Here is a 24,262-nt window from a genome sequence, read left to right on the forward strand (position 1 = left end):
AATTCATAAAGAACGAACCAGGTGTGCGACGACCGCTCGCCGATGCGGCAGTAGGCGATCGTTTCCTTCTCCCCGTCCAGGCCGGCGTCGGCGTAGAGCTTGGCCAGCTCCTCGTCGGACTTGAAGGTGCCGTCCTCGTTCGCGGCCTTGCTCCACGGCACGTTGATGGCGCCGGGAATGTGGCCGGGCCGCTGGCTTTGCTCCTGCGGCAGGTGCGCGGGCGCCAGGATCTTGCCGGAGAACTCGTCCGGGGAGCGCACGTCGACCAGGTTCTTGACGTTGATGGCCGCGATGACGTCGTCGCGGAACGCCCGGATGCTGTTGTCCGGCGCGGCGGCCGTGTACGACGTCGCCGGCCTGCTGACGGGCTCGTTGGTCAGCGCGCGACCGTCGAGCTCCCACTTCTTGCGGCCGCCGTCGAGCAGCTTGACCTTGTCGTGCCCGTACAGCTTGAAATACCAGTAGGCGTAGGCGGCGAACCAGTTGTTGTTGCCGCCGTAGAGGATCACCGTGTCGTCATTGGAGATGCCGCGCTCGCTGAGCAGCTTGGAGAACTGCTGGGCGTCGACGAAGTCGCGTTTGACCGGGTCCTGCAGATCGGAACGCCAGTCCAGCTTGATCGCGCCGGGGATGTGGCCGGCGTCGTAAGCGCTGGTGTCTTCGTCGACTTCGACGAAGACGACGCCTGAGGCGTCGAGATTGCTCTCAGCCCAGTCGGTGGAGACCAGGACGTCGGAGCGTGCCATGGAGTGGATCCTTTCAATCGCTTGTGTTACAGCAGGTCAGGTGGGACGCGCGGGGCGCCGGAGGCGGGCGACCAGCGGGTAGAGCTGGCAGCCCAGGCAGATGCCGAAGGCCGCGTTGAGGAACGCGGCGGCCAGAGCGGCCGCGGTGGCGATGACGCCGACCGGGACGGCGCCGGCGGCGAATCCGGCGACGCCCAGCACGGCGAAGATCAGGCCGACGAGTTGGGCGAACTTCAGCGGTGAGGTCGGTTCGCGGTCCTGCACCGGCCCCAGCCGGGGCGCGACGACGGAGGCGAAGATCCGGCCGTATGGATGCTTGCGCGGCCCCCCGACCGCGCCGATCGCGAAGATGACGGCCTGAACGGCCAGGATCACCGCCGCGGCCGCAGCGCTGGCCGCCGAGACGGCGAGCGCCAGTACCAGGACTGCGGTGGTGACCCAAGCGGCGAATCGTGGTCCGCGCACGTCGACCAGGTCGGGCTGCGCGGTGGTGTTGCTGCTCGGCAAGGTAGGAACTCCTCGATACCCCTATTGCTGACGGAAACGAATGGAGACGTGCCACGGTGTGTATCCCGGGCCGCTCCGAGTGCTACGCAGAACGCGGCTACTCAGCAGCAACAGCAACAACAACAGCCCGCGGTGCGGCACAGTTCAACTGCGCGACGCTGGATGAGCATGGGCTCGAGGCGGGCTGACACGTCGGTCAGCTTACCCAATGACACCGCGGTCAAGCCAACAGCGGTTTCAGCGCGGACCGCAGGTCCGCGGCGTTGGGCACTCCGGAGGTGCGGTAGCGCTGCCGGCCCTCAGCGTCGAAGATCAACGTCGTGGGCAGGGACAGGACCGAATAGCGGCGTGCGGTCTCGGGGTTTGCATCCAGGTCGATCTCGACGTGGGCCACGCCGTCCAGGTCGCCGCAGACCTGCTCCACGACCCGGCGGACCCGATCGCACGGCCCGCACCACGGCGCGCTGAAATGCACCACGGTCGGGTCGCTGCGGGATAGCCCCAGCGCCGCGATGTCGGCGTCGGCGTCGGCGTCCGGCTTGGCGTCGATTTCCCGGATGGTTCCGGAGCGACGGGTCAGCAACCAGCCGGTGAGGCTTGCCGCCGCGAGCACCGCGACGATCACGACAACTGCGGTCATGACTGTTTAAACCCCGCGAGGGTCACGGTTACTCCGCGGGTGATGCCCTCGATGATGACGTCGGATCCGCGGGCCCCCTCGGTGGTCGGCGCGACGCCGAAGGGCAGCCGCTGATCGGGCAGCCGGCCGCTGAACGCATGCAGCACCGCGTCCCGCTTGTCCGCCGGCACCGTCTGGTTGGCGGTGTCGGATCCGGTCAGCACGCCGGTCGGGGTGAAGACCAGCGTCGCCGGGTCGTCCGGGGCGATGGAGAGGTCGACTGAGACGCTGACGCGCCGATCGAAGCCCGCCGATTTGGGTGTCCCGGTGAACACCAGACCGTGGCTGTCGGAGATGCCCGACGCGGTGACGCCGCCGGTGGAGGTGTTGGTCTCCTTGGGCGGCGCCTCCACCATCAGGTCGCTGATGCCCATGAACCGGCCCAGGTGCGTCGAGTCGACGATGATGCGGCTCTCCAGCTTGCCCACCGCGAGCTTCGCGTCCGGGCCGATCAGCCACGACGCCTGCGCCAGGTCCACCGAGTACATCGTGGCTTCCAGCGTGGCCCGGCCGGTCATCGTGTGGTCGATGGCGTTGGCCTTGATCTCCACCTGGCTGTAGTTGCCGCGCATCGCCTGGGGAAGGAAGGGAAACGCCACGATGGCCACGAACGGGTCGGTGCCCAGCCTGGCCGCCTTGCGGACGCTGGACGACAGCCGGTATTCGGCGTAGATGCTGGTCCCGTAATCGACGCCGATCGCGCCGAGGGCGACTACCGCGACCAGGATCGCCGTCGCGGTCAGAGCAATCAGCACCTTGCGCACCCGCATATTGTGGCGCAACGCCCCCGAGCGGGTGGCCGGCGGACCGGTCGTGGCGGGGCTCACACTGGCCCATCTACCACGCGAAAAAAGCAGGTGACACGTTATCGTTAGATGACCTGGTAACTAACGCTTAATGGCGTTGTGAATTTGGGAGATGCCGTTCCCCCGAGCTGGAGGGGCTAGTTGGAGCTACTACTGCTGACCGCGGAGCTGCATCCCGACCCGGTCCTGCCGTCGTTGTCCCTGCTTCCGCACACCGTCCGGACGGCGCCGCCAGAGCCCTCTTCGTTGCTCGAGGCCGGGACCGCGGATGCGGTGATCGTCGACGCGCGCACGGACCTGTCGTCGGCGCGCGGGCTGTGCCGCTTGCTGAGCACGGCCGGCCGGTCGGTTCCGGTGCTGGCCGTGGTCACCGAGGGCGGGCTGGTGGCGGTCAGCTCCGATTGGGGTCTGGACGAGATCCTGCTGCCCACCACCGGGCCGGCCGAGGTCGACGCGCGGCTGCGGCTGGTGGTCGGCCGTCGCGGCGGGCTCGCGGACCAGGAGAGCGCCGGCAAGGTCAGCCTCGGCGAGTTGGTGATCGACGAAGGCACCTACACCGCCCGGCTGCGGGGCCGCCCGCTGGATCTGACCTACAAAGAATTCGAACTGCTCAAGTACCTGGCGCAGCATGCCGGGCGGGTGTTCACCCGCGCGCAGCTGCTGCACGAGGTGTGGGGCTACGACTTCTTCGGCGGCACCCGCACCGTCGATGTGCACGTGCGTCGCCTGCGGGCCAAACTCGGCCCCGAGTACGAGGCGCTGATCGGCACCGTGCGCAACGTGGGTTACAAGGCCGTCCGCCCGGCGCGCGGCCGCACGCCGGTCGCCGAGCCCGAGGACGCCGACGGCGCCGAATCCGAAGCCGAATCGCAGGACGTCCAAGATCCGCTGGTCGATCCGTTGCATACGCCGCAGTGACCTCGCCCGACTGGCGTCGCACGCTGACCGTCGAAGAGCAGCAGGGTGTGCGCGAACTCGTCAGCGCGGCAACGGAATACGACGGAGTTGCGCCCGTGGGCGAACAGGTGCTACGCGAGCTCGGGCATGACCGCACCGAGCATCTGCTGATCAGTGGATCCGCCGACGCGATCGTCGGCTATCTCAACCTGAGCCCGGCGCGCGACGGAGAAACCGGCATGGCCGAACTCGTGGTGCACCCGCAGGCGCGCCGGCGCGGTATCGGGTCCACGCTGGTGCGCGCGGCATTGGCCAAAACCGGTGCGGGCAACCGGTTCTGGGCGCATGGCACGCTGGAACCGGCCCGCGCGACCGCATCCGCGCTCGGCCTGACCCCGGTGCGGGAACTGATGCAGATGCGGCGCTCGTTGCGCGATCTGCCCGACACCGTGCCGGCGGTGCCCGGGGTGGAAATCCGCTCCTACGCGGGCCCCTCGGATGACGCCGAGCTGCTGCGGGTCAACAACGCCGCGTTCGCCTATCACCCCGAGCAGGGCGGCTGGACCGACGTCGAGCTGGCAGAGCGGCGCGACGAACCGTGGTTCGACCCGGCGGGCCTTTTTCTCGCGTTCGGCGACGCCCGAAGTGATCGGCCCGGCACGCTGCTGGGCTTCCACTGGACGAAGGTGCACCTCGATCGGCCCGGCCTGGGCGAGGTGTACGTCGTGGGCGTCGATCCGTCGGCACAGGGCCGCGGACTGGGCCAGGCGCTGACCTCCGTCGGCATCGAATGGCTGGCGCGGCGCCTGGCCGACACGGAAAGTTCAGCCGACCCCACCGTGATGCTGTACGTGGAGTCGGACAACGTCGCCGCGGTGCGCACGTATGAGCGCTTGGGCTTCACCACCCATAGCGTCGACACCGCATACGCGGCCGTACCGGCGGCCAACTGACCGCGGGTACGAGCGCCGACGGCCCGGATCGTTAATCTGGTCCTGGTTGCCCAGACGTTGCTGTGGCCGGCGTCGGCGCATAGTTTGGCCGTCGCCTGGCAACCTCACATAAGAATGGCCAGCGACACCCACGTGCGCCCGCAACGCATCAAGAAAGCGAGATCGGTGAGGCTCGACAGGCAGGGCAGGGCGCTGGCCGCCGTGGCGCTGGCGACGGCGCTCGGTGCCGGAGCGCTGACCGCCTGCGGTAGCGATGAGAACCGCCGCGGTGCCACCCCGCCCAGCGTCTCCGGCGTCACCGGAACGCCGCCGTGCGATGGAAAGAACAAGCTGACGGCGGAGGGCTCGACCGCCCAAGAGAACGCGATCACGGTGTTCAACCAGGTCTGGGGCCAGTACTGCCCGGGCAAGGCCCTGGCCTACAACCCGACCGGATCCGGTGCGGGCCGTGAGCAATTCATCGCCGGGCACGTCGACTTCGCGGGCGCGGATTCACCCTTGGTCGCCGACCAGATCGGCCCGGCCGCGAAACGCTGCGACGGGAATCCGGCGTGGGATCTGCCGCTGGTCTTCGGTCCGATCGGGATCGTCTACAACCTGCCCGGAAATCCGGGGCTGGTGATCAACAGTGACGCGCTGGCCAAGATCTTCACCGGCAGGATCACCAGCTGGAACGACCCGATCCTGGTGGCCCTCAATCCGGGCACGGCGCTGCCCGACACCAAGATCACGCCGATCTACCGGACCGACTCGTCGGGAACCACGGACAACGTTCAGAAGTATCTGACCGCGGCCGCGCCGCAGAGCTGGTCCAAAGGGGTCGGCACCGAATTCCAGGGCGGGGTCGGGGAGGGCGCCGCGAAGTCGGCCGGCGTCATCCAGGCGGTGCGGGCCACCCCGGGCGCCATCGGATACGTCGAGAAGGGCTTCGCCGACCAGGCCCGCATGCCCTACGCCAAAATCGCCACCCGCGGCGGCGTCATTCCGCTGACCAACGACACGGCGGGAAACGCCGTCAAGGCGGCCAAATTCCTCGCCGAGGGCCATGACCTGGTGCTCGACCTCAACGCCATGTACGGCTCCGAGGAGCCGGGTGTCTATCCGTTGCTGCTGGTCACCTACGAGATCGTCTGCTCGAAGGGCTACGACCCCCAGACCTCCGCGGCCATCAAATCGTTCCTCGCCATCGCCGCCGGTAGCGGACAGGGCGAACTGGCGAGGGCCGGGTACGTGCCGCTGCCCGATAAGGTCAGGGAACGACTGGTTACGGCGATCGATGCGCTGCAGTAGCCAAGTGGATCGGGTTTCGAGGAGCGACAGCAGGACTGTGACGGGATCACAGTGACGGGGTTTTCCGGGGTGAATCCCAATGACGCGGGTTCGGGTGCGGTCGTCGCCGCGCCGTTTCCGGAGTCGCAGGCGACGCCGATCAGCCCCTGGGGCGAGGGCCGGCCCCACGTGGGGGACCGGATTTTCCGCTGGCTGGCGCAGTCGTCGGGCGTGCTCATCATCGTGGTCATCGCCGCGATCGCGGCCTTTTTGCTCGGGCGCGCGATACCGGCGCTGCACCGCAATCGGGAGAACTTCTTCAGCTACGGCGGCACCTGGTCCACCACGGACACCTCGGCGATGCACTTCGGCATCGCCAGCCTGGTGCCGGTCACGGTGTTCGTCTCGCTGTTCGCGTTGATCCTGGCCATGCCGGTCGCGCTGGGCGTGGCCATCTTCATCACGCAGTACGCGCCGCGGCGGGTCGCCACCCCGCTGGCCTACTCGGTCGACCTGCTGGCCGCGGTCCCGTCGATCATCTACGGCGCGTGGGGTCTGTACGTGTTGGCGCCGCAGCTGCGCCCCCTCGCCACCTGGCTCAATCGCTCGCTGGGTTGGTGTTTTCTGTTCGCCAACGGCAACGCGTCGCCGGCCGGTGGTGGCACCATCTTCACCGGCGGGATCGTCCTGGCGGTGATGATCCTGCCGATCATCACCGCGGTCACGCGCGAGGTGTTCGTCCAGACGCCGCAAGACCAGATCGAGGCCGCGCTGGCGCTCGGTGCCACCCGTTGGGAGGTGATCAAGACGGTCACGCTGCCGTTCGGGCGGTCGGGCTATGTCAGTGGCTCGATGCTGGGACTGGGCCGCGCCCTGGGTGAGACCGTGGCGCTGCTGATCATCCTGCGCGGCACCCAGTCGGCGTTCGGCTGGTCGCTGTTCGACGGCGGCTCCACCTTCGCGACCAAGATCGCCGGCGCGGCGGCCGAATTCGACGACCGATACAAGGCCGGCGCGTACATCGCCGCGGGCCTGACCCTATTCGTGCTCACCTTCGTGGTCGACGCCCTGGCGCGGGGCACCGTCGCCGGGGCGGCGCGAAAGGGGGCGCAATGACCTCGATGTTGGACCGCCCGCTCAAACCGCGGACCTTCTCGCCGGTCAGCCGGCGCCGCCGTATCGCGAATACCATTGCGACGCTTCTGGTTTCACTGTCGCTGCTGGTGGCCGTGACCCCGCTGGTGATGGTGTTGTGGTCGGTGGTCGCCAAGGGGCTCAAGACCATTGCGTCGACCACGTGGTGGTCGCACTCGCAAGCGGGGATGACGGCATTCGTCTCCGGTGGCGGCGCCTACCACGCGCTGGTCGGCACCGTGCTGCAGGGATTGATCTGCGCCGCCATCTCAGTCCCGATCGGGTTGATGGTCGCGATCTATCTCGTCGAGTACGGCGGCGGGACCCCGCTGGGAAGATTGGCCTCGTTCATGGTGGACATCCTCAGCGGTGTGCCGTCAATCGTTGCCGCGCTGTTCATCTACGCGTTGTGCGTGGCGACACTGGGGATGTCGCGGTCGGAGTTCGCGGTGTCGCTGGCGCTGGTCTTGCTGATGCTCCCGGTGATCGTGCGCGCCACCGAGGAGATGCTGCGGATCGTACCGGTGGATCTCCGCGAGGCCAGTTACGCGCTGGGCATCACCAAGTGGAAAACCATTGCCCGGGTGGTCATCCCCACCGGGCTGTCGGGCATCGTCACCGGGATACTGCTGGCGATGGCCAGGGTGATGGGGGAGACGGCGCCGCTGCTTATCCTCGTGGGGTACGCGCAGTCGATGAACTTCGACATATTCAGCGGGTTCATGGGGACATTGCCCGGCATGATGTTCAACCAGACGTCGGCCGGTGCGGGCCTGAACCCCATCCCCACGGATCGGTTGTGGGGCGCCGCATTAACCCTCATCCTGGTGATCGCCATCATCAATATCGCGGCCCGAGTGATAGCGAAATTCCTGGGCGCCAGGAAGTCATAGGCAGGAGCACTAAGTGGCCAAACGGTTGGACCTCAAGGGCGTCAACATCTATTACGGATCGTTTCACGCGGTCTCGGATGTGACGCTGTCGGTTCTGCCCCGCAGCGTGACCGCGTTCATCGGGCCCTCGGGGTGCGGCAAGACGACGGTGTTGCGCACGCTCAACCGCATGCACGAGGTGGTGCCCGGTGGACGGGTCGAGGGCAGCGTGCTGCTCGACGACGAAGACATCTACGGCGCCGGCGTCGACCCGGTCGGCGTACGCCGGGCCATCGGGATGGTGTTCCAGCGGCCAAACCCGTTCCCCGCTATGTCGATTCGCGACAACGTGGTCGCCGGCCTGCGGCTGCAGGGGGTCCGCAACCGCAAGGTGCTCGATGAGACGGCCGAGTATTCGCTACGCGGGGCGAACCTGTGGGACGAGGTCAAGAACCGGTTGGACAGGCCAGGAGGAGGACTGTCGGGCGGGCAGCAGCAGCGCCTGTGCATCGCGCGGGCCATCGCCGTGCAACCCGACGTGCTGCTGATGGACGAGCCGTGTTCGGCGCTGGACCCCATCTCGACGATGGCCATCGAAGAGCTGATCAGCGAACTGAAGCAGGACTACACCATCGTCATCGTCACCCACAACATGCAGCAGGCGGCGCGGGTCAGTGACTACACGGCGTTCTTCAACCTGGAAGCGGTCGGAAAACCGGGGCGGCTGATCGAAGTCGACGACACCGAGAAGATCTTCTCCAACCCGAGCCAGAAGGCCACCGAGGACTACATCTCGGGCCGCTTCGGCTAGCCCGATCGTTACTGCGACGCGGATTTCGCTTCTTCCTCGGGCAGCCTGCCGGTCGCCTGGAAGATGACCCGCCGGGCCACCTCGACGGCGTGGTCGGCGAAGCGCTCGTAGAACCTGCCCAGCAGCGTCACGTCGACGGCCGCGGCGACGCCGTGTTTCCATTCACGGTCCATCAGCACCGAGAACAGGTGCCGGTGCAGATCGTCCATGGCGTCGTCTTCTTCGCGGATCCGGGCGGCCTTCTCCGGGTCGCGGGACAACACCACCTCCTGGGCGCTGTTGCCCAATTCGACTGCGATGCTGCCCATTTCGGCGAAGTAGCCGTTGACCTCCTCGGGCAGGGCGTGCTGGGGATGGCGACGACGGGCGATCTTGGCGACGTGCAGCGCCAGCGCGCCCATCCGGTCGATGTCCGCCACCATCTGAATGGCACTCACGATGGCCCTCAGGTCACCGGCGACCGGTGCCTGTAATGCCAGGAGTACGAAGGCGCTTTCCTCGGCGCGCGCGCTGAGCGCGGCGATGGCTTCGTGATCGGAGATGACTTGTTCGGCTAGCACCAAGTCGGCCTGCAGCAGAGCCTGGGTGGCCCGCTCCATGGCGATTCCTGCCAAGCCGCACATCTCGCCGAGGCGCTCGGATAACTCCGAGAGTTGCTCGTGGTAGGCGGTCCGCATATCAACAAGGGTACGGTCTGTCCGCCCGAAACGGGCAGCGCAGCGCCGTCAAAAGCGGTTACTCGCAGGTGGTGTCGGCCGCGTTGGTGACGGTCAGGTCCTCGGGCAGCTTGGCCGGAGCATTGCTCGAGCCGCGTTCGATTTGCAGATTCATCGACGAGCCGCTGGGCGACGGAGTGCTGACCGACTTGAAGTCGGGGCCCAGCACCACCTGCACCACCTGCCCGTAGCCGGAGACCCGCTGCACCTTCGCGTTGGTCAACGAGGACGCGACGGTGGCGGCGGCCTCCTCGTTGCCGGGCGAGAACAGCACCGTCGTCGCGCTCACCGAACTCGGGTAATCGTCGGGTGACATCACGTTGAAGCCGTCCCGCTTGAGCTGGGTGGTCGCGGTGGCGGCCAGACCGCTCTGCGTGGTCGCGTTGGACACCCGCACCGTCACGCCGCTGGGCGAGGTCGTGGTGATCAGCTCGTGTTGGGCCTCGGGCGCCGGCGCCGGCGACTTCTTGGTGGTGGGCGCCTTCGAGGGCCCCGTCGTCGGGGAGGCGCTCAAATTCTGTGCGTTCTGGTCGTTTTCTTCGGGCAGCGGATCATCGTTGATGATGGCATCGAACAGTGCCCGCATGTCGGCGATCCGCGGCGGCTCGTCGCCGTTCTGGTCGGTGACACCGGTCGGGACGGTGACGAAGGTGACGTGCCCGGCCGCGATGCCCTGCAGCGACTGCCCCAGTTGGACCAGGTCCTTGGACTGGACGTTGTCGACGACGGTGTTGCCGATGATCATGTTGACCACGTTGTTGAGCTTGTTGAGGTCGAGCAGGGTGTCCGCGGAGATCAGCGACCGCAGCAGCGACGACACGAACAGTTGCTGGCGTTTGATGCGGCCATAGTCGCCGTTGACTTCGGTGGTGACCTGGCGGGCGCGCACGTAGTTCAACGCGGTCGAACCGTCGAGAACCTGCCGGCCACCGTGTTCGAGGACGGTGCCGAGCTCGTAGTCGTGCAGCGGGGTGCTCGAGCAGACCTCGACGCCGCCCAGGGCATCGACCATTTTCGCGAAACCGGCGAAATCGACGGCGATGAAGTGGTTGATGCTCAAGCCGGACAGTTTCTGGATCTCCTTGACCAGGCACTTGGGGCCGCCGAAGGCGAAGGCGGAGTTCAGTTTGGTCTCGGTGTAGATCGTCTTCGGCCCGTAGGTCTTGGTCTTCGGGTCGTAGAGGGGGCCGTACTTGCCGGTGTCGGGATTCCACGCCTCGCACTGCATCGGGGTGATGGCCAGGTCGCGGGGGAACGACACGGCCACCACGCGTTTCCGGTTGGCCGGAATGTTGACCAGCATCACCGAGTCCGACCGTTCTCCGTCAGCGTCGTCGGTGGTGCCGGCGCCCATGTTGCCGTTGTCACCCGTGCGGGAGTCGAGGCCGACGATCAAGAAGTCCTCGTCGCCGTACTGGCCGCCCGGGTCGCGGATGTCGCTGGAGTTCCGGTCGAGCGCGGCGACGTTGTTGAGCCGGGCGTTCTTCGACGCGCTCCATTGCCACGCCCCACCGGTCATGGCCAGCACCAGCACGGCGGCCAGGGCCGCCGTCGACCGCGCCGCCAGCAACAGCGGACGGCGCCGCCGCCTGGGCTCCGCGGTCTCGATGAATTCTGGGGCGTCGCTGTCGTCCGCGTCGTCGTCGTTGGGATAGTCGGCGGCCTCGAGGGCTCGAAGCTCGGCGACCGCGTCCAGGGAGTAGGCCAGGTCGTCGATCACCTGCGTTGTCTGCAGCTCGATCGGCAGGCCCGGCTGGTCCCCGCTCGGCTCGGGCTCCGGATCCTCGGGAGCGGCGCGGTGGTGAACGGGCCGGTCGGGGGCGCCGATCTTGGCGATCAGGTCCGCGACGCTGACGCCGCCCCCGGCGTGAGATCCACCCCCGTCGGTGTCGTCCACGGGCGCCTCGACGGGCTCGATGCCGGTGTCGGGCTGCCACCGGTGCAGGCTGTCGTCGGCCGGTGGTTGGAAGAATCGCTCCCAGGGCGCGGCGCCCAACGGCGCCGGGTCCGGCGCGATCGGGCGGGCGTGCGCCCCGCCCGGGCCATGCCGACCATTACGAGTGGCGTCGTTCTCGGCGTCACTCATGTCCTACCGGCCTCCGAAGCTCTGATGCAGACGTCAGCGTGTGCGTGCGTAGTGTCAGCGCAGCGCCGCGTTGTGAGCGCTGCTGCTGGTGCCAACCATTTTTTGCCGCCCTCGTGCAGTGGCACGAACCCATCCGCTACCCGAGCGCATGCAACAAAGCCCACATGCTACTGAGTTATCGGTCCGGACGCGATCTCGAGTCGGTCGATTCAGCCCCCGGAGTGCATGACGTCGGCGCCCGCCGGGACCGTGCAGTCGTCCGGGTCGGTCAGCCACCCTTCCGGCAGCACTACCCGCGCCGGTGAGCCCTGCCGGCCGCGCGGGCCCGTCGCCTCGTCCGGGAACGGCACCGTGCCGTCCAGCCGGTCGAGCAGACGGTCCAGCTCGTCGAGCGTCTTGACCATCGCTAGCGCCCGGCGCAGCTCGGAGCCGGCCGGGAAGCCGTGTAAATACCAGCCGATGTGCTTGCGGATGTCGCGCATGCCCTTGTCCTCGCCGAAGTGCGCGGCCAGCAGCTGCCCGTGCCGTCGCACGATGTCGGCGACCTCGCCCAGCGTGGGCGGCGTGGGCGGCGCGCTGCCGGTGAAGGCGGCCGACAGCTCGGCGAAAAGCCACGGCCGGCCCAGGCAGCCGCGGCCGATGACGACGCCGTCGCAGCCGGTGCTGGCCATCATCGTCAGCGCGTCGCTGGCGTCATAAATGTCGCCGTTGCCGAGCACCGGGATCGTCTGCACATGCTGTTTGAGCCGGGCGATCTCGTCCCAGTCGGCGGTCCCGGAGTAACGCTGCGCCGCCGTGCGGGCATGCAGCGCGACGGCGGCCGCCCCTTCGGCTTCCGCGATGCGGCCGGCATCGAGGTGCGTGTGGTGCTCATCGTCGATGCCGATGCGGAACTTGACGGTCACCGGTATGTCGGTGCCCTCGGTGCCGCGCACCGCCGCGGCGACGATCTGGCCGAACAGTCGCCGCTTGTACGGCAGCGCCGATCCGCCGCCGCGCTTGGTCACCTTGGGCACCGGGCAGCCGAAATTCATGTCGATGTGATCGGCCAAGCCCTCGTCGGCGATCATCTTGGCGGCGGCGTAGGTGGTGGCGGGGTCGACGGTGTAGAGCTGCAGCGACCGCGGCGACTCGTCGGGGGCGAACGTGGTCATGTGCAGCGTGGCGGGATGACGCTCCACAAGCGCACGCGCCGTGACCATTTCGCAGACGTAGAGCCCGCTGACGGTGCCGACCTTGGCAAGCTCTAGTTCGCGACACAGCGTCCGGAAAGCGACGTTGGTCACGCCCGCCATCGGAGCCAGAACCACCGGGCTGGCGAGCGCGATGGATCCGATGCGCACCGCTTGGTTACCGCCGGCTCATGGTCAGCGTGCCCGCGGTCTTGTGCAGCTCGAACGCGGTGGTCCGCTTGCCCGTGCGGGCTTCCCGCTCGAGCTGACGTTGCTTGGAAATCTCGAACTTCTCGCAGGTCGCCTCGAGTTCCTTGATCAGCAGCGCGAGATCGTCGCGCATGGCGGCCGCCTCGCCGGTGAAGTCCTCGCGCTCGAAGATGCGCCATTTCTTCAGCACCGGCATGACCACGTCGTCGAGGTGGATGCGCGGGTCGTACACGCCGCCGACGGCGATGGCGACGGCCTTGCGGCGGAACTCGGGCACCTGGTAGCCGGGCATCTGGAAGTTGCGCAGCACCTTGTGCAGCGACCTCATCGCCTGGTTGGGCGCGGCGGCGAACCCGGCGTCGCTGACGTCCCGGTAGAAGATCATGTGCAGGTTCTCGTCGGCCGAGATCTTGGCCAGCAACTGATCGGCGATGGTCTCGTTGCAGGCCCTGCCCGTGTTGCGGTGCGAGATCCGGGTGGCCAGCTCCTGGAACGTCACGTAGATGACCGAGTCGAAGAGGCTCTCGGCAAACAGATCGGCGCGAACCTGGTGGTTCTGGCCGGGGCTGAAGCCGCGGTTCACCACCTCGATGCGCAGCTTCTCCAGTTCGACGGGGTCGACCGCGCGGGTCACCACCAGGTAGTCGCGCAGCGCGATGCCGTGCCGGTTCTCCTCGGCGGTCCAGCGGTTGACCCACTGGCCCCACGCGTTGTCCAGGCCGAAGTTCATCGCGATCTCGCGGTGATAGGACGGCAGGTTGTCTTCGGTCATCAGGTTCTGCACCATCGCGATCTGGGCGACGTCTGACAACTTCGACTGACCGGGCTCCCAATCCTGCCCACCGAGCGCGTAGTAGTTCTTACCGTCCGACCACGGGATGTAGTCGTGCGGGTTCCAGTTCTTGTGCATGCTCTCGTGCCGGTTCAGGTATTTCTCGACGAACGGCTCGAGCTCGTGCAGCAGCTGTAGGTTTGTCAGCTCCGCTGACATAGGGCCTCCAGTTATCTGTGTCGATGGGTAGCAGTCAATATATCTGTGTACTTCAGTAGCATCAAGTTCCTCGTCCGGCGCGCCAGGTGACGTTTTGATGCCGGTTTCGAGGGTCCGGTTCGGTAGGTCTAGTTGTACGGCTTGCCGATGCGGCGGAATTGAAAACGCGTCACTGCGACTTGCCGAGCTCGTTGGCCGGGACGTAGGGCGCGGCGCTGATATAGAGCATGTTGATGCAGTAATCGATGAACTGCGTGCGGCTGGCACCCAGCTGCCCATGCAGGTAGGCGGTGAACAGGCTCGACAGCCCGCCCACCAGGCTGGTCGCGATCATCTTCTGCAGCACGGCGTCGCCGATGCGGGACAGCTTGCGCTGCAGCAGGTCGATGAAATTGGGCATCCACTCGGCCCCGGAGCGGGTGAGCACCGGCTCGACCGCCGGCGCCAGCAACAGCACGCGTCCGCGGACCGGGTCGTCGACCATCAGCTCGACGAATCGCTCGACGGCCTCGCGCGGGGTCGTCGCCGAGGTCAGTGTGTCCATCGCGCGCCTGCACACATCGTCGTAGACCGCGCGCACGAATTCGTCACGGTCGGCGAAGCTTTCGTAGAAGTAGCGCTCAGTCAGCGCGGCCGCGCGGCAAACCGCGCGCACGGTCAGCGCCGGCCCACCGGGGCTGCCCAGCAACTGCACCCCGGCGCTGATGAGGTTGTCGCGGCGAAGCGCGAGACGGCTCTCCAAGGGGACGCCGGTCCAGCGTCCCCGTCGTTGACCCGTCTGCACATCGCTCCTAAGCTCTAAATTGACAACGGTTGTAGTCAGATTTTCACGATACCTACAGGGATCCAATAGTGACTCAAGATACGTCCGCATCGCGCCCTCTGACCAGCGACGAAGCGCGCAGCGACGGGACCGGTACCGCTGAGCAGTCGGTTTCGAGCGACTCGCCCGACGGCGTCGGCGGGGGCTGCCCGGTATCGCCGGCGGGATACGACGCGCCACCCGCACCGCTGGGACCCGATTCGCTGACCTGGCGGTACTTCGGTGACTGGCGGGGCATGCTGCAGGGACCCTGGGCGGGATCGATGCAGAACATGCACCCGCAACTGGGCGCGGCGGTCATCGACCACTCCACCTTCTTTCGCGAGCGCTGGCCGCGCCTGCTGCGCTCGCTCTATCCCATCGGGGGTGTCGTCTTCGACGGGGACCGCGCGCCGGTCACCGGCGCCGAGGTCCGCGACTATCACACCGACATCAAGGGGGTCGACGAACAGGGCCGGCGCTACCACGCGTTGAACCCCGACGTCTTCTATTGGGCGCACTCCACCTTCTTCATGGGCACCATTCACGTCGCCGAGCGATTCTGCGGCGGAATCACCGAGGAGCAGAAGCGCCAGCTGTTCGACGAACACGTCGAGTGGTACCGCATGTACGGCATGAGCATGCGGCCGGTGCCTAAGTCGTGGGAAGAGTTCCAGGTCTATTGGGACCACATGTGCCGCAACGTGCTGGAGAGCAACTGGGCGGCGCGGGCCGTGCTCGACCTGACCGAGTTGCCGAAACCCCCCTTCGCGCAATGGATTCCGGACGCGCTATGGGCGGCCCAGCGCAAACTGCTGGCGCCGTTTTTCGTCTGGGTGACGGTCGGCCTGTACGACCCGCCGGTGCGCGAGCTGATGGGCTACCGGTGGTCGGCCCGCGACGAATGGTTGCACCGGCGCTTCGGTGACCTCGTTCGCGGGGTGTTTGCCCTGGTGCCGAGCAGGTATCGCAAGCACCCACGGGCGCGCGCCGGTCTGGACCGCGCCAGCGGGCGGATCCCCCTCGATACGCCGCTGGTGCAGACGCCGGCGCGCAATCTGCCGCCCGAAGACGAGCGCAGCAACCCCAAGCACTACTGCCCGATGGTCTCCTGAGCCGCTTGGGCGACGGACGCGCTACGCGTGGGCGTGACCGTGGACCTCTTCCAGGCCCGCCTGGTGCACGTGCGCGTGGGTGTGTTCGGTCCCGTCGGCGTGAGCGTGTGAGTGTTCGTGCTCGACGTGCTCGTGCTCGTGGGTGGTGTGCGCGTGGGCGTGGGTGACGTCGCCGTGCTGGTGTTCGTGCGCGTGCGGCGCGTCGTGAGTGTGCTGTTCGCTCATCGCTGTTCCCTCCTTGGGTCAAATGCCTTGTGGCTGCTGCCCGCTCAGCGTGCGGCGCTGTGCCGCCGGTTCGGCGGACGGGACGGCTCGGCGACGGCCGTCAGTCCGCCGTCGCCGCGGTGGTGACCGGGGACGCCGGGGCCGGCGTGCTCGGCGTTGAACACCGCATCGATGACGAGTTGACGGACGTGGTCGTTTTCCAGGCTGTAAAAAATCGTCGTGCCCTCCCGGCGGGTGCGGACCAGGCGGGCCATCCGCAGCTTCGCGAGGTGCTGGGAAACCGACGGCGCCGGCTTGCCCACGTGCTCGGCGAGTTCGTTGACCGACATCTCGTGGTCGGTCAACGACCAGAGCACCTGCACGCGCGTGGCATCGGCGAGCATCCGGAAAACCTCGACGACCAGGCTGGCCTGGTCGTCCGGCAGCCGGCCTTTGCCATTATCTGCATGCATACGCAAATACTAGCGAAGCCCGGTCGGGCTGCCAAGGACACGGTTCAGCAGGACGGGACGACCGTCGCCCGCCGTCCGCCGTTGCGCTCGTTCCAGAACCGGTAGACCTCGACGGCGTCGTCGTTGGGCTCGTAGCGCATCGGCAGGCGGCGCCGGTCCCATTGCTTCGCGAATTCGTCGTAGAACGTGGACAATTCGAAATACTTGCGGTCGTCCACGTAGTACTGCTCGTAGGTCTCACGGGTGGTCAGGAAAACCACTTCTTTGGGTGAGCAGTAATACAGCGAGCCCAGGCACATCGGGCACGGATGGGCGAGCACGTAGATGGTGGCATCGACGAGGTGCTCGGTGCCCATCTTCATGCACGCCTCGCGGATGGCGAGGATTTCCGCATGCGCGGTGGGGTCGTTGGTCTGGGCCACCTTGTTGGCGCTCTCGGCGAGCACGTCGCCGTCCTGGACGATCACCGTCGCGAAGGGGCGGCCCCCGTCTGCCACGTTTCGGCGCGCCAGGTCGATCGTCCGCTGTGCGAAATCGGTCACGGGCCCTCCTGAAACGGGAGCAGATAACTCGCAGAGTAGCCCCGCACGGCGGAACCCGAGCTTGTGATACTAACTAGATTGTCTATCTTTTTCCGGACCCGGTTTCAAAGGGGGCACCATGGCGCGCGCCGAACGTGATCGATGGGATCTGGCGACCAGTGTCGGGGCGACGGCGACCATGGTGGCCGCCCAGCGGGCCCTGTCCTCGGACGCGAAGTTGATCGACGACCCCTACGCCGCGCCGCTGGTTCGGGCGGTCGGTATCGACGTCTATGTCCGGTTGGTGAACGGCGAAATCGCGCCCGGCGGCAACACGGAGTTCGATCCGCAGCGAATGGCGCGCGGGATGGCCTGCCGGACCCGGTTCTACGACCAATTCTTTCTGGACGCCACCCGCAGCGGCATCGGCCAGGTGGTGATCCTCGCGTCGGGGCTAGATTCCCGGGCCTACCGGCTGCCCTGGCCGACGGGCACCGTCGTCTACGAGGTCGACATGCCGGAGGTGATCGAGTTCAAGACCCTGACGCTGGGTGACCTGGGGGCCGAGCCGACGGCCGAGCGTCGCACCGTGGGCATCGACCTGCGCGACGACTGGGCCTCGGCCCTGCAGACGGCCGGATTCGATCCGCAGGCGCCCTCGGCATGGAGCGCCGAGGGTCTGGTGGTCTACCTGCCCGACGACGCCCAGGACGCGTTGTTCGACAACGTCACCGACCTGAGTGCCCCCGGCAGCCGCCTCGCCTTCGAATTCGTGCCTGACACTGCGGTTTTCGCGGACCCGCGGTGGCGCGCGCACCACGACCGGATGAGCGAACTCGGGTTCGAAATCGACTTCAACGATCTCGTGTACCACGGCCAGCGCAGCCACATCGTCGACCACCTGGGCCGGCGCGGCTGGCAGACCACGTCACAGACCATCGCGGAGTTGCATGCGGCCAACGGGTTTGTCTACGCCGACGACGACGTCGCCGCGGCCTTCGCCGATGTCACCTACAGCAGCGCGGTGCTCGGGCGATGATTACGGTGCGCGCAGCGGCACCGCGCGCAGTGTGGTGCCCCCACCAGGGCTCGAACCTGGGACCTGCGGATTAAAAGTCCGTAGCTCTACCAACTGAGCTATAGGGGCCGCGAAGATTCAGGATACTTGGACCGAAAACGAGGCTCGTTTGAGGATTGGGCACACCGTGACCTAAGCTGACGTGGCTCCCAACGAAACCACGTTGCGAGTACCCCGGAGTGATTCGGTTCTGGCCCCCATCGTCTAGTGGCCTAGGACGCCGCCCTTTCACGGCGGTAGCACGGGTTCGAATCCCGTTGGGGGTACGCGACGCGGTGACGCGGAGCAGCAGCAAGGCCCTGTGGCGCAGTTGGTTAGCGCGCCGCCCTGTCACGGCGGAGGTCGCGGGTTCGAGTCCCGTCAGGGTCGCCAAGCGCGGCGAGGCACTCGCTGCCTTCCGGCCAGGTAGCTCAGTCGGTACGAGCGTCCGCCTGAAAAGCGGAAGGTCGGCGGTTCGATCCCGCCCCTGGCCACCACGGATATGCGACTTCTCGATGTTGCGCGGCGTCAAACCACGTAGGGCGCAATCAGAGTGGTCGCGCCCAACACCACCAGCCCGATCAGGAACGCCACGATCGTGAACCCCATTACCTGACGGACATTCAGTTTCGCGATCGCGAGCAGCGGCAGCAACCAGAACGGCTGGATCATGTTCGCCACCCCCTCGCCGACGGCGACCGCCATGGACATCAGCCCGAGGTAGGCCGGCGAAGTCTGACCGACCGCCCGCGCCGAATCCACCGCGATCGGGCCCTGCACGGCCCAGTGCCCGCCGCCGGACGGCACGAACAGGCTGATGATCAGCGAGCCGATGAAGGTCAGGAACGGCAGCGTGTACTGCGTCGCGCCGCTCACCAGCCCGTGGGCCAGCAGCGTCTGCAGGGGCACGGCCTTGCCGCCGGCGTGCGCGGGCGCATACCCGAGCAGAGCAACCAGACCCCCGTAGAGCGGGTACTGCAGCAACAGCGGACCGGACACCTTGGCTGCGCCCGTGAAGGCCCGGATGAACCGGATCGGCGTGCGGTGCAGCAACGCACTGGTGATCGTGAACAACATGATCATCGACGAGATGTTCAGCGCAAAACCGCTGAGGCAGAAGTAGGCAACGCCCGCGGCGAACACGAGGACGTTGAGAATCCACTGGTTTTCCAGCCATTCGGCGAACGATCGCATGCCCTCGGCCTTGGCCTCGGACCGGGCCTCCGAGCCGCCCTCCTCCTCGAACACCGCGGGATCGGGCGCCAGGCGCTGCGTTGGCTGCATGCGCCAGATCGCAAGCGCGAGCAGCGCCAGCACGACGAGCACCGACAGCCAGCTGTAGGGCTCGAAGATCGTCAGCTTGAGCGGCACCGTGGCCCCAGTCATCTTGTGAATGACGTTGATTGGGCTGCCGTCGTCCGTGTTCGCCAGCGCGATCGACGACGACAGTCCCTGCGTCCAGACGATGAAGCCCATGAACGCCCCCGCGATGAGGTAGCCGAAATGTGTGTCGGTGCAGCGCTTCGCGACCTGGCGGGCGATCAGCGCGCCCGCGACCAGCCCGAGCCCCCAGTTCAGCAGCGACAGTGCGGCGCTCACGCCGAAACAGAGCAGGGCGCCCTGCACCTGGTTGCGCGGCTTGCTCGCGATGTGGACGATGGCCCGCTTCAGCACCGGCGCCTCGGCGAGCGTGTAGCCGGTCACCAGGATCAGGACCATCTGGAAGGCGAAGGTGAAGATGTTCTGCGATCCCCACACGCCGCCGTACCACGCCCTGAGCATGCCGCCCGCCGAGGCGCCCTTGACCAAGAGCGCCACCAGCGCGGCGACGATGACGGTGAGGATGACCGCGAACAGGTAGGGGTCGGGCATCAGCCGTTCGACGTATCGGACACAGAGCGCGGTGAAAGCCTGGATGACGCCGCGTCGTCCGGGTTCGGGTTCTTCTCCTGACGCCGTTGGCCGTTCGGCCTCGGGCGTCTCGGTCGCGGCCTTGGGTTCTTCGCTCGTCGTCATCGACCTGCCCTCGCGTTCTCTGGCCAGCTCGCGTTCGACCGCGCGCATTGGCTGATCGTAATGGCGGAACCGATGAGGTCTGAACCTGACGGCAGATGTCGTGGCTATGAACTGTCCGTGGCCACCACGTTGCGATCCGGGGCGACGGCGTGCCCGGGCCGCCGGCCGCCGGCGCCTGCGGCTACTTGAGCATGCTTCCGGCGTCGACGGTGACGGGAAGCCCTGTGATGTACCGTGATTCGTCGGATGCCAGGAACAGCACGGCGTTGCTGATGTCCACCGGCTCGACCCAGCCGACCGGCAGTACGTGCATGAACTGCGCGGCGACCTTGAGGTCGTCCGGGCCGGGGTTCTCCAGATCGGGCCGAAACAGCTTCATCGTCCCCTCGTTCATGAACATCGGCGTGTTCACGTTGGTCGGGTGAACGGAGTTCACCCGGATGAAGTGCTGGCCGAGTTCCACGGCGAAGGCTCGCATCAAGCCGACGACGCCGTGTTTTGCGGCGATGTAGTGGCCGGTGTGCGGGTAGGCCTTCAGGCCGCCGACCGAGCTGGTCAGAATGATCGACCCGCCCTTGCCCTGCGAAATCAGATGCGGCACACCAGTTTTGACGGTCTTCCAGACGCCGGAGAGGTTGACGTCGATCATGTCTCGCCAGTCGTCTTCACTGGTCTTGTCCAAAGTCTGTCCGCCGTTGCCGATTCCGGCGTTCGCGCAGATGATGTCCAGGCGGCCGAGCTGTTCGACTCCGCTGTCCACCACGGCCTTCAGGGCGTCGTAGTCGCGCACGTCGACCTCGGCGGTCACGATGCGCCGGTCGAGGCCCTTGATCAGGTCGGCGGTCTCGGCCAGGTCGTCGGGCGTCGAGGGTGGGATCTCGCTGCTGCTGCTGATCGGTGCGCAGATGTCGACGGCGATGATGTCGGCGCCCTCCTGCGCCAGCCGCACCGCGTGGCTGCGGCCCTGGCCCCGAGCGGCGCCGGTGATCAACGCGACCTTGCCCTCAACTCTTCCGCCCATGACTGCACCTCACTGATCCGGGAGCCCGGGACGACGTGGCCCGGCGCGTACCTGTCCGTCGACTTTCGATTTAGTCGATCGATCAGGAAGGGTGGCACCATTTGGCCGCAGTGTCAACACTCGCGGGTGCGACCGTGGGATCGGGTGTCACGCCACGGACGCGGTCGGTGCCGCTGTGGCGGAAGCGTCGGGCAGTCCTAGCGAGTCGGCGCCGCGGGCGCTTTGAGCAAGCGCATCCGGCGTTCGACGAAGGCGCGTAACTCGTCGTGGCCCTGGGTGACGCCGACGGCATTCTCATTGCACAGGCTGCGCGCCACCTGCGCGATCAGCATCGAAATCGCCACCGGGGGATATTCCTCGAGGTCGATCTGGTTGGCGCGCAGCACCATCGTCACAGCGGCCGTCTCGATGTCGCGGACCCGCTCGGCATAGGCCTTGAGTTCGGCGCCAATTGCCTTGCGGTGGTTGGCCAATGCCATGAACTCGGCGTTCAGCGTGGTGACCGCGGAGTCGCTGTTCATCACCCACAGCGCTCGCAGTGGGTCGTCCTCGGTCAGCAGGGCCCGCATGCGCGTCAGTGCGGTCTCGGCACCGGCGCGCAGCACCTCGACGAACAGATCGTCCATCGTCGGGAAGTAGTAGTAGACCAGCGCCTGCTTGACGCCGGCCTCCGCCGCCACCCGCCGCGACGTCGCCGCGGCATAGCCCTCCTCGCGCATGATTCGGGCCGTGGCCTCGATCAGCTTGCCGCGCGCCCCCGCGTCGGCCCCCCTCCTGTTTTGGCGACTCGCCGCCGGGTTGGGCGCGGCCGATTTGCTTGACCGGCCTGGTCGATCCGTGGTAGGCATACCGCATCCTAACAATTTGGTCGATCGATCAGTTTGGATGATCGCAAGCACGAGTCAATCGGGAGGCAGCGGCCGATGACGACCGCACACCTGCGTGTCCGGGTGGATTCCCGGCTCTGTGAGGCGCACGCCCTGTGTGTGGAGATCGCCCCCGAGGTTTTCGACCTCGGCGACGATGTCGCAACCTGCGAGGAGGAACCCGGTGAAGCGTTGCGCCACAGCGTCGAAGCCGCCGTGGCCGCCTGCCCGCGCCAGGCCATCAGCGTGGTCGCAGAGGACGCGTGACGCGCGGCTTTCTAGCCCGGAAAAGGAATCGAAATCATGACTGACCTCGCCGACGTCGATTACTTCACCGACGCCGACATCGCGCAAGATCCGTATGCCTACTGGGACTACCTGCGTGGCCAGGGGCCGGTGTTCCGCGAGCCCCACTACGGGGTCGTGGCCGTCACCGGGTACCAGGAGGTCCAGGCCGCCTTCAAAGACGTCGCCTCGTTCTCCGCCGTCAACGCGATCGGCGGCCCGTTCCCGCCGCTGCCGTTCACCCCGGAAGGCGACGACATCAGCGAGCTGATCGAAGCCCATCGCCACGAATTCCCCATCTTCGAGCACATGGTCGTCATGGACCCGCCCGAGCACGAGAAGGCGCGCTCCCTGCTCGGCCGGCTGCTCACCCCGCGCCGGCTGCAGGAAAATAAGGACTACATCTGGCAGTTGGCCGACCGGCAGTTCGACGAGTTCATCGCCAACGGCCAGTGCGAGTTCCTCGGCGAGTACGCCAAGCCGTTCGCGACGCTGGCGATCGCCGATCTGCTGGGCGTTCCCGACGAGGACCGTGCCGAGATTCGCCGCAATCTCGGGGCCGGTAACGCGCCGGGCGCCAGGGTGGGCGCGCTCGATCACGAACCCGTGGGCAGTAACCCGCTGCAGTACCTCGACGACCTGTTCAGTGCCTACATCGCCGACCGGCGAGAACGACCCCGCGAAGACGTGCTGACCGGCCTGGCGACCGCCACGTATCCCGACGGCTCGACCCCGCCGCTACTGGAGGTGGTGCGACCGGCCACCTTCCTGTTCGCGGCCGGCCAGGAGACCGTGACCAAGCTGCTGAGCGCGGCGGTACAGGTGCTCGGTGATCAGCCCGAGCTTCAGGCACGGCTGCGTGCGGATCGGAGCCTGATCGGCTCGTTCATCGAAGAGGCGTTGCGCATGCAGAGCCCGACCAAGGTCGACTTCCGGCTGGCCCGCAAGACCACCACCCTGGGCGGGGTGCACATCCCGGCCGGCACGGTCCTCATGCTGTGCCTGGGAGCGGCCAACCGTGATCCGCGAAAATTCGAGAATCCCAACGAGTTTCAGGTTGACCGGAAGAATGTCCGCGAGCACATCGCCTTCGGTCGCGGAATCCACACCTGCGCTGGCGCACCGCTTGCGCGGGTGGAAGGTCAGATCACCATCAACCGGCTCCTGGACCGCACCAGCGATTTCAGGATCAGCGAGGCCAAGCACGGGCTGCCCGCCAACCGGCAGTACCTCTACGAGTCGACGTTCTTGCTGCGCGGGCTCAAGGAACTGCACATCGAGTTCACCCGGGCCGACTGACGCTGGGTGTCGCCTACTAGCCGGAGGAACGTCCGCATTGTTGTAATGCGGCGCGCAGGATCGCGTCGGCGAGTATGAACGCGGGCTTGGCGCGGTCGGCACCCTCCACGGGCAGGTTTGCCGCGCGCCGCAGCACCATGAGGGCCAACCCGCTGTGCGTGGCGTAGGAGACGATCAGCAGGTTGGCGCACGCGTGCGCCCCCTGCACCGTCATCACGTGCTGGCGTTTGCCTTCCCACCCGGGCCAGTTGAAATCGGGCGGTCGCTGCAGCGATGACCAGTTCACGTTGATGGAGGTGACATCGCCGAGCAGAGGCGTCAGTACCGCAACGAGCTCGGGCAATTCATTGGTGATGCGATCCGCGCGCGGCCACCACGCGCCGTCGATATCCCGGCCGAGTTCGCGAGCCACCGAGAGCCGGATGGGAGTGGATTGGCGCCGGGTCCTGACCGCGAAGCTCATCGGAGATACCGCAGCCGGCAGATTGCGCACCTGGTCGCGGCGCCGCCGCGGGCCGCAACGGTCGCAAAATTGTCGTGTCGTGTCCTGGCCGGGCTTGCACAACCCATGGGCGGTTCCTTCGCGCTCGGCGTCGTCGGGCCACGGACGCAGACCGACGGAGGAATCACATTGCCCGTGGGGTGTCGCCCGCGGCGATCGTGCGGTAGACCACCGCTGACAACGAACGGCTCGATTTCGACGCTACGCCACCCTTGGCCCACCCGGACGATCGGGTGATCGGCGCCAGCGCGC

Annotated in this window: 27 protein-coding genes and 4 tRNA genes; 13 read left to right on the plus strand and 18 right to left on the minus strand. The window is 67.0% G+C overall.

The genetic code is table 11. From position 1 onward, the window contains the following. The 5 genes from A5659_RS17660 to lmeA all read right to left on the minus strand — a co-directional run. The coding region (locus A5659_RS17660; protein WP_067023356.1) for a sulfurtransferase at positions 1-746 on the minus strand (746 nt) is incomplete at its 3' end. A 36-nt stretch (positions 747-782) separates the two neighbouring features. Continuing rightward, a complete protein-coding gene (locus tag A5659_RS17665) occupies positions 783-1,253 on the minus strand; it encodes a DUF4395 domain-containing protein (RefSeq protein WP_067182975.1) in 471 nt (156 codons plus the stop codon). Positions 1,254-1,354: 101 nt separating this feature from the next. After that, positions 1,355-1,468: a putative leader peptide gene (locus A5659_RS29000; protein WP_369827468.1), complete on the minus strand. Its 114-nt coding sequence runs from the start codon at positions 1,466-1,468 to the stop codon at positions 1,355-1,357. Positions 1,469-1,473: 5 nt separating this feature from the next. Next, positions 1,474-1,893 carry a thioredoxin family protein gene (locus A5659_RS17670; protein ID WP_067182980.1) on the minus strand — a complete coding sequence of 140 codons (420 nt, stop codon included), beginning with the start codon at positions 1,891-1,893 and terminating at the stop codon, positions 1,474-1,476. Then, entirely contained in the window at positions 1,890-2,702 is an 813-nt protein-coding gene (lmeA, locus tag A5659_RS17675) for a mannan chain length control protein LmeA (protein ID WP_066865536.1), read from the minus strand. Before lmeA ends, A5659_RS17670 begins: the two co-directional genes overlap by 4 nt. A gap of 177 nt (positions 2,703-2,879) precedes the next feature. Between lmeA and A5659_RS17680 the strand changes: the two genes are divergently transcribed. From A5659_RS17680 to pstB, 6 genes are all read left to right on the plus strand, one after another. Further along, entirely contained in the window at positions 2,880-3,656 is a 777-nt protein-coding gene (locus A5659_RS17680) for a response regulator transcription factor (RefSeq protein WP_066865540.1), read from the plus strand. Next, complete coding sequence (gene mshD / locus A5659_RS17685) at positions 3,653-4,588, plus strand: mycothiol synthase (protein WP_067182983.1); 936 nt, start codon at positions 3,653-3,655, stop codon at positions 4,586-4,588. The genes A5659_RS17680 and mshD overlap by 4 nt, the downstream gene beginning before the upstream one ends. Positions 4,589-4,753: 165 nt before the next feature. Next, positions 4,754-5,878: a phosphate ABC transporter substrate-binding protein PstS gene (pstS, locus tag A5659_RS17690; protein WP_066865852.1), complete on the plus strand. Its 1,125-nt coding sequence runs from the start codon at positions 4,754-4,756 to the stop codon at positions 5,876-5,878. 51 nt (positions 5,879-5,929) lie between these two features. Then, complete coding sequence (gene pstC, locus A5659_RS17695) at positions 5,930-6,973, plus strand: phosphate ABC transporter permease subunit PstC (RefSeq protein WP_067141453.1); 1,044 nt, start codon at positions 5,930-5,932, stop codon at positions 6,971-6,973. Beyond that, positions 6,970-7,884 carry a phosphate ABC transporter permease PstA gene (gene pstA / locus A5659_RS17700; RefSeq protein WP_066865552.1) on the plus strand — a complete coding sequence of 305 codons (915 nt, stop codon included), beginning with the start codon at positions 6,970-6,972 and terminating at the stop codon, positions 7,882-7,884. The genes pstC and pstA overlap by 4 nt, the downstream gene beginning before the upstream one ends. Before the next feature lie 13 nt (positions 7,885-7,897). After that, the gene (pstB, locus tag A5659_RS17705) at positions 7,898-8,674 is read left to right on the plus strand and encodes a phosphate ABC transporter ATP-binding protein PstB (RefSeq protein ID WP_066865555.1); all 777 of its coding nucleotides are present in this window, start codon (positions 7,898-7,900) and stop codon (positions 8,672-8,674) included. A gap of 8 nt (positions 8,675-8,682) precedes the next feature. Here pstB and phoU read toward each other — a convergent pair whose 3' ends face one another. From phoU to A5659_RS17730, 5 genes are all read right to left on the minus strand, one after another. Further along, positions 8,683-9,351, minus strand: coding sequence for a phosphate signaling complex protein PhoU (phoU, locus tag A5659_RS17710; protein WP_064951288.1), 669 nt, complete (start codon positions 9,349-9,351; stop codon positions 8,683-8,685). Positions 9,352-9,409: 58 nt separating this feature from the next. Continuing rightward, complete coding sequence (locus tag A5659_RS17715) at positions 9,410-11,476, minus strand: LCP family protein (protein ID WP_067182986.1); 2,067 nt, start codon at positions 11,474-11,476, stop codon at positions 9,410-9,412. A gap of 209 nt (positions 11,477-11,685) precedes the next feature. After that, a complete protein-coding gene (gene dusB / locus A5659_RS17720) occupies positions 11,686-12,819 on the minus strand; it encodes a tRNA dihydrouridine synthase DusB (RefSeq protein ID WP_066865560.1) in 1,134 nt (377 codons plus the stop codon). A 7-nt stretch (positions 12,820-12,826) separates the two neighbouring features. Next, on the minus strand, positions 12,827-13,849 hold the full coding sequence (locus tag A5659_RS17725) for an acyl-ACP desaturase (protein ID WP_066865563.1): 1,023 nt from the start codon (positions 13,847-13,849) through the stop codon (positions 12,827-12,829). Between the two features lie 169 nt (positions 13,850-14,018). Next, positions 14,019-14,633, minus strand: a complete 615-nt coding sequence (locus tag A5659_RS17730; RefSeq protein ID WP_156749257.1) for a TetR/AcrR family transcriptional regulator — start codon at positions 14,631-14,633, stop codon at positions 14,019-14,021. 68 nt (positions 14,634-14,701) lie between these two features. Here A5659_RS17730 and A5659_RS17735 point away from each other — a divergent pair, with 68 nt between their 5' ends. After that, on the plus strand, positions 14,702-15,766 hold the full coding sequence (locus A5659_RS17735) for an oxygenase MpaB family protein (protein ID WP_067182992.1): 1,065 nt from the start codon (positions 14,702-14,704) through the stop codon (positions 15,764-15,766). A gap of 21 nt (positions 15,767-15,787) precedes the next feature. Here the strand turns inward: A5659_RS17735 and A5659_RS17740 are convergent, their stop codons facing one another. From A5659_RS17740 to A5659_RS17750, 3 genes are read right to left on the minus strand one after another with little or no spacing between them, the layout of a single operon-like run. Beyond that, entirely contained in the window at positions 15,788-15,991 is a 204-nt protein-coding gene (locus A5659_RS17740) for a zinc transporter Slc39a7 (protein ID WP_066865572.1), read from the minus strand. Between the two features lie 44 nt (positions 15,992-16,035). Beyond that, a complete protein-coding gene (locus A5659_RS17745) occupies positions 16,036-16,443 on the minus strand; it encodes a metalloregulator ArsR/SmtB family transcription factor (protein WP_067182995.1) in 408 nt (135 codons plus the stop codon). A 44-nt stretch (positions 16,444-16,487) separates the two neighbouring features. After that, the gene (locus tag A5659_RS17750) at positions 16,488-16,985 is read right to left on the minus strand and encodes a nucleoside deaminase (RefSeq protein WP_066880617.1); all 498 of its coding nucleotides are present in this window, start codon (positions 16,983-16,985) and stop codon (positions 16,488-16,490) included. A 118-nt stretch (positions 16,986-17,103) separates the two neighbouring features. On the opposite strand from A5659_RS17750, the gene A5659_RS17755 reads away from it, so the two are divergent. After that, positions 17,104-18,003 (plus strand): class I SAM-dependent methyltransferase, encoded by a 900-nt coding sequence (locus A5659_RS17755; RefSeq protein WP_067182998.1) that lies wholly within the window; start codon positions 17,104-17,106, stop codon positions 18,001-18,003. Positions 18,004-18,035: 32 nt separating this feature from the next. On the opposite strand, the gene A5659_RS17760 is transcribed toward A5659_RS17755, so the two are convergent. Then, positions 18,036-18,111 (minus strand) — tRNA-Lys (locus A5659_RS17760). 124 nt (positions 18,112-18,235) lie between these two features. Between A5659_RS17760 and A5659_RS17765 the strand changes: the two genes are divergently transcribed. From A5659_RS17765 to A5659_RS17775, 3 genes are all read left to right on the plus strand, one after another. Next, positions 18,236-18,308, plus strand: a tRNA-Glu gene (locus A5659_RS17765). 29 nt (positions 18,309-18,337) lie between these two features. Continuing rightward, positions 18,338-18,414 (plus strand) — tRNA-Asp (locus A5659_RS17770). Between the two features lie 27 nt (positions 18,415-18,441). Further along, positions 18,442-18,518 (plus strand) — tRNA-Phe (locus A5659_RS17775). Between the two features lie 31 nt (positions 18,519-18,549). Here A5659_RS17775 and A5659_RS17780 read toward each other — a convergent pair. The 3 genes from A5659_RS17780 to A5659_RS17790 form a co-directional block, all read right to left on the minus strand. Beyond that, the gene (locus A5659_RS17780) at positions 18,550-19,893 is read right to left on the minus strand and encodes a TIGR00366 family protein (protein WP_369829383.1); all 1,344 of its coding nucleotides are present in this window, start codon (positions 19,891-19,893) and stop codon (positions 18,550-18,552) included. A gap of 325 nt (positions 19,894-20,218) precedes the next feature. Next, on the minus strand, positions 20,219-21,058 hold the full coding sequence (locus A5659_RS17785) for a mycofactocin-coupled SDR family oxidoreductase (RefSeq protein WP_067022272.1): 840 nt from the start codon (positions 21,056-21,058) through the stop codon (positions 20,219-20,221). 197 nt (positions 21,059-21,255) lie between these two features. Continuing rightward, positions 21,256-21,801 carry a TetR/AcrR family transcriptional regulator gene (locus A5659_RS17790; RefSeq protein ID WP_082976101.1) on the minus strand — a complete coding sequence of 182 codons (546 nt, stop codon included), beginning with the start codon at positions 21,799-21,801 and terminating at the stop codon, positions 21,256-21,258. A 195-nt stretch (positions 21,802-21,996) separates the two neighbouring features. On the opposite strand from A5659_RS17790, the gene A5659_RS17795 reads away from it, so the two are divergent. Both A5659_RS17795 and A5659_RS17800 read left to right on the plus strand, forming a co-directional pair. Beyond that, positions 21,997-22,191, plus strand: a complete 195-nt coding sequence (locus tag A5659_RS17795; protein WP_066865861.1) for a ferredoxin — start codon at positions 21,997-21,999, stop codon at positions 22,189-22,191. Positions 22,192-22,227: 36 nt separating this feature from the next. Continuing rightward, positions 22,228-23,508 (plus strand): cytochrome P450, encoded by a 1,281-nt coding sequence (locus tag A5659_RS17800; RefSeq protein ID WP_067183004.1) that lies wholly within the window; start codon positions 22,228-22,230, stop codon positions 23,506-23,508. 16 nt (positions 23,509-23,524) lie between these two features. On the opposite strand, the gene A5659_RS17805 is transcribed toward A5659_RS17800, so the two are convergent. After that, the gene (locus A5659_RS17805; RefSeq protein WP_066865606.1) at positions 23,525-23,971 is read right to left on the minus strand and encodes a DUF5994 family protein; all 447 of its coding nucleotides are present in this window, start codon (positions 23,969-23,971) and stop codon (positions 23,525-23,527) included. Between the last annotated feature and the right edge of the window lie 291 nt (positions 23,972-24,262).

The sequence above is a fragment of the Mycobacterium sp. 1165196.3 genome, assembly GCF_001673415.1.
GTDB lineage: Bacteria > Actinomycetota > Actinomycetes > Mycobacteriales > Mycobacteriaceae > Mycobacterium > Mycobacterium europaeum_A.

Bases quoted from the DNA above. Each gene is read 5' to 3' on its own strand.
- A5659_RS17785 (WP_067022272.1), bottom strand. From the start codon at position 21,058: ATGGGCGGAAGAGTTGAGGGCAAGGTCGCGTTGATCACCGGCGCCGCT.
- A5659_RS17725 (WP_066865563.1), bottom strand. From the start codon at position 13,849: ATGTCAGCGGAGCTGACAAACCTACAGCTGCTGCACGAGCTCGAGCCG.
- A5659_RS17670 (WP_067182980.1), bottom strand. From the start codon at position 1,893: ATGACCGCAGTTGTCGTGATCGTCGCGGTGCTCGCGGCGGCAAGCCTC.
- A5659_RS17740 (WP_066865572.1), bottom strand. From the start codon at position 15,991: ATGAGCGAACAGCACACTCACGACGCGCCGCACGCGCACGAACACCAG.
- A5659_RS17805 (WP_066865606.1), bottom strand. From the start codon at position 23,971: ATGAGCTTCGCGGTCAGGACCCGGCGCCAATCCACTCCCATCCGGCTC.
- A5659_RS17800 (WP_067183004.1), top strand. From the start codon at position 22,228: ATGACTGACCTCGCCGACGTCGATTACTTCACCGACGCCGACATCGCG.
- A5659_RS17745 (WP_067182995.1), bottom strand. From the start codon at position 16,443: ATGCATGCAGATAATGGCAAAGGCCGGCTGCCGGACGACCAGGCCAGC.
- A5659_RS17715 (WP_067182986.1), bottom strand. From the start codon at position 11,476: ATGAGTGACGCCGAGAACGACGCCACTCGTAATGGTCGGCATGGCCCG.
- pstA (WP_066865552.1), top strand. From the start codon at position 6,970: ATGACCTCGATGTTGGACCGCCCGCTCAAACCGCGGACCTTCTCGCCG.
- A5659_RS17755 (WP_067182998.1), top strand. From the start codon at position 17,104: ATGGCGCGCGCCGAACGTGATCGATGGGATCTGGCGACCAGTGTCGGG.
- lmeA (WP_066865536.1), bottom strand. From the start codon at position 2,702: ATGCGGGTGCGCAAGGTGCTGATTGCTCTGACCGCGACGGCGATCCTG.
- phoU (WP_064951288.1), bottom strand. From the start codon at position 9,351: ATGCGGACCGCCTACCACGAGCAACTCTCGGAGTTATCCGAGCGCCTC.
- A5659_RS17780 (WP_369829383.1), bottom strand. From the start codon at position 19,893: ATGCCCGACCCCTACCTGTTCGCGGTCATCCTCACCGTCATCGTCGCC.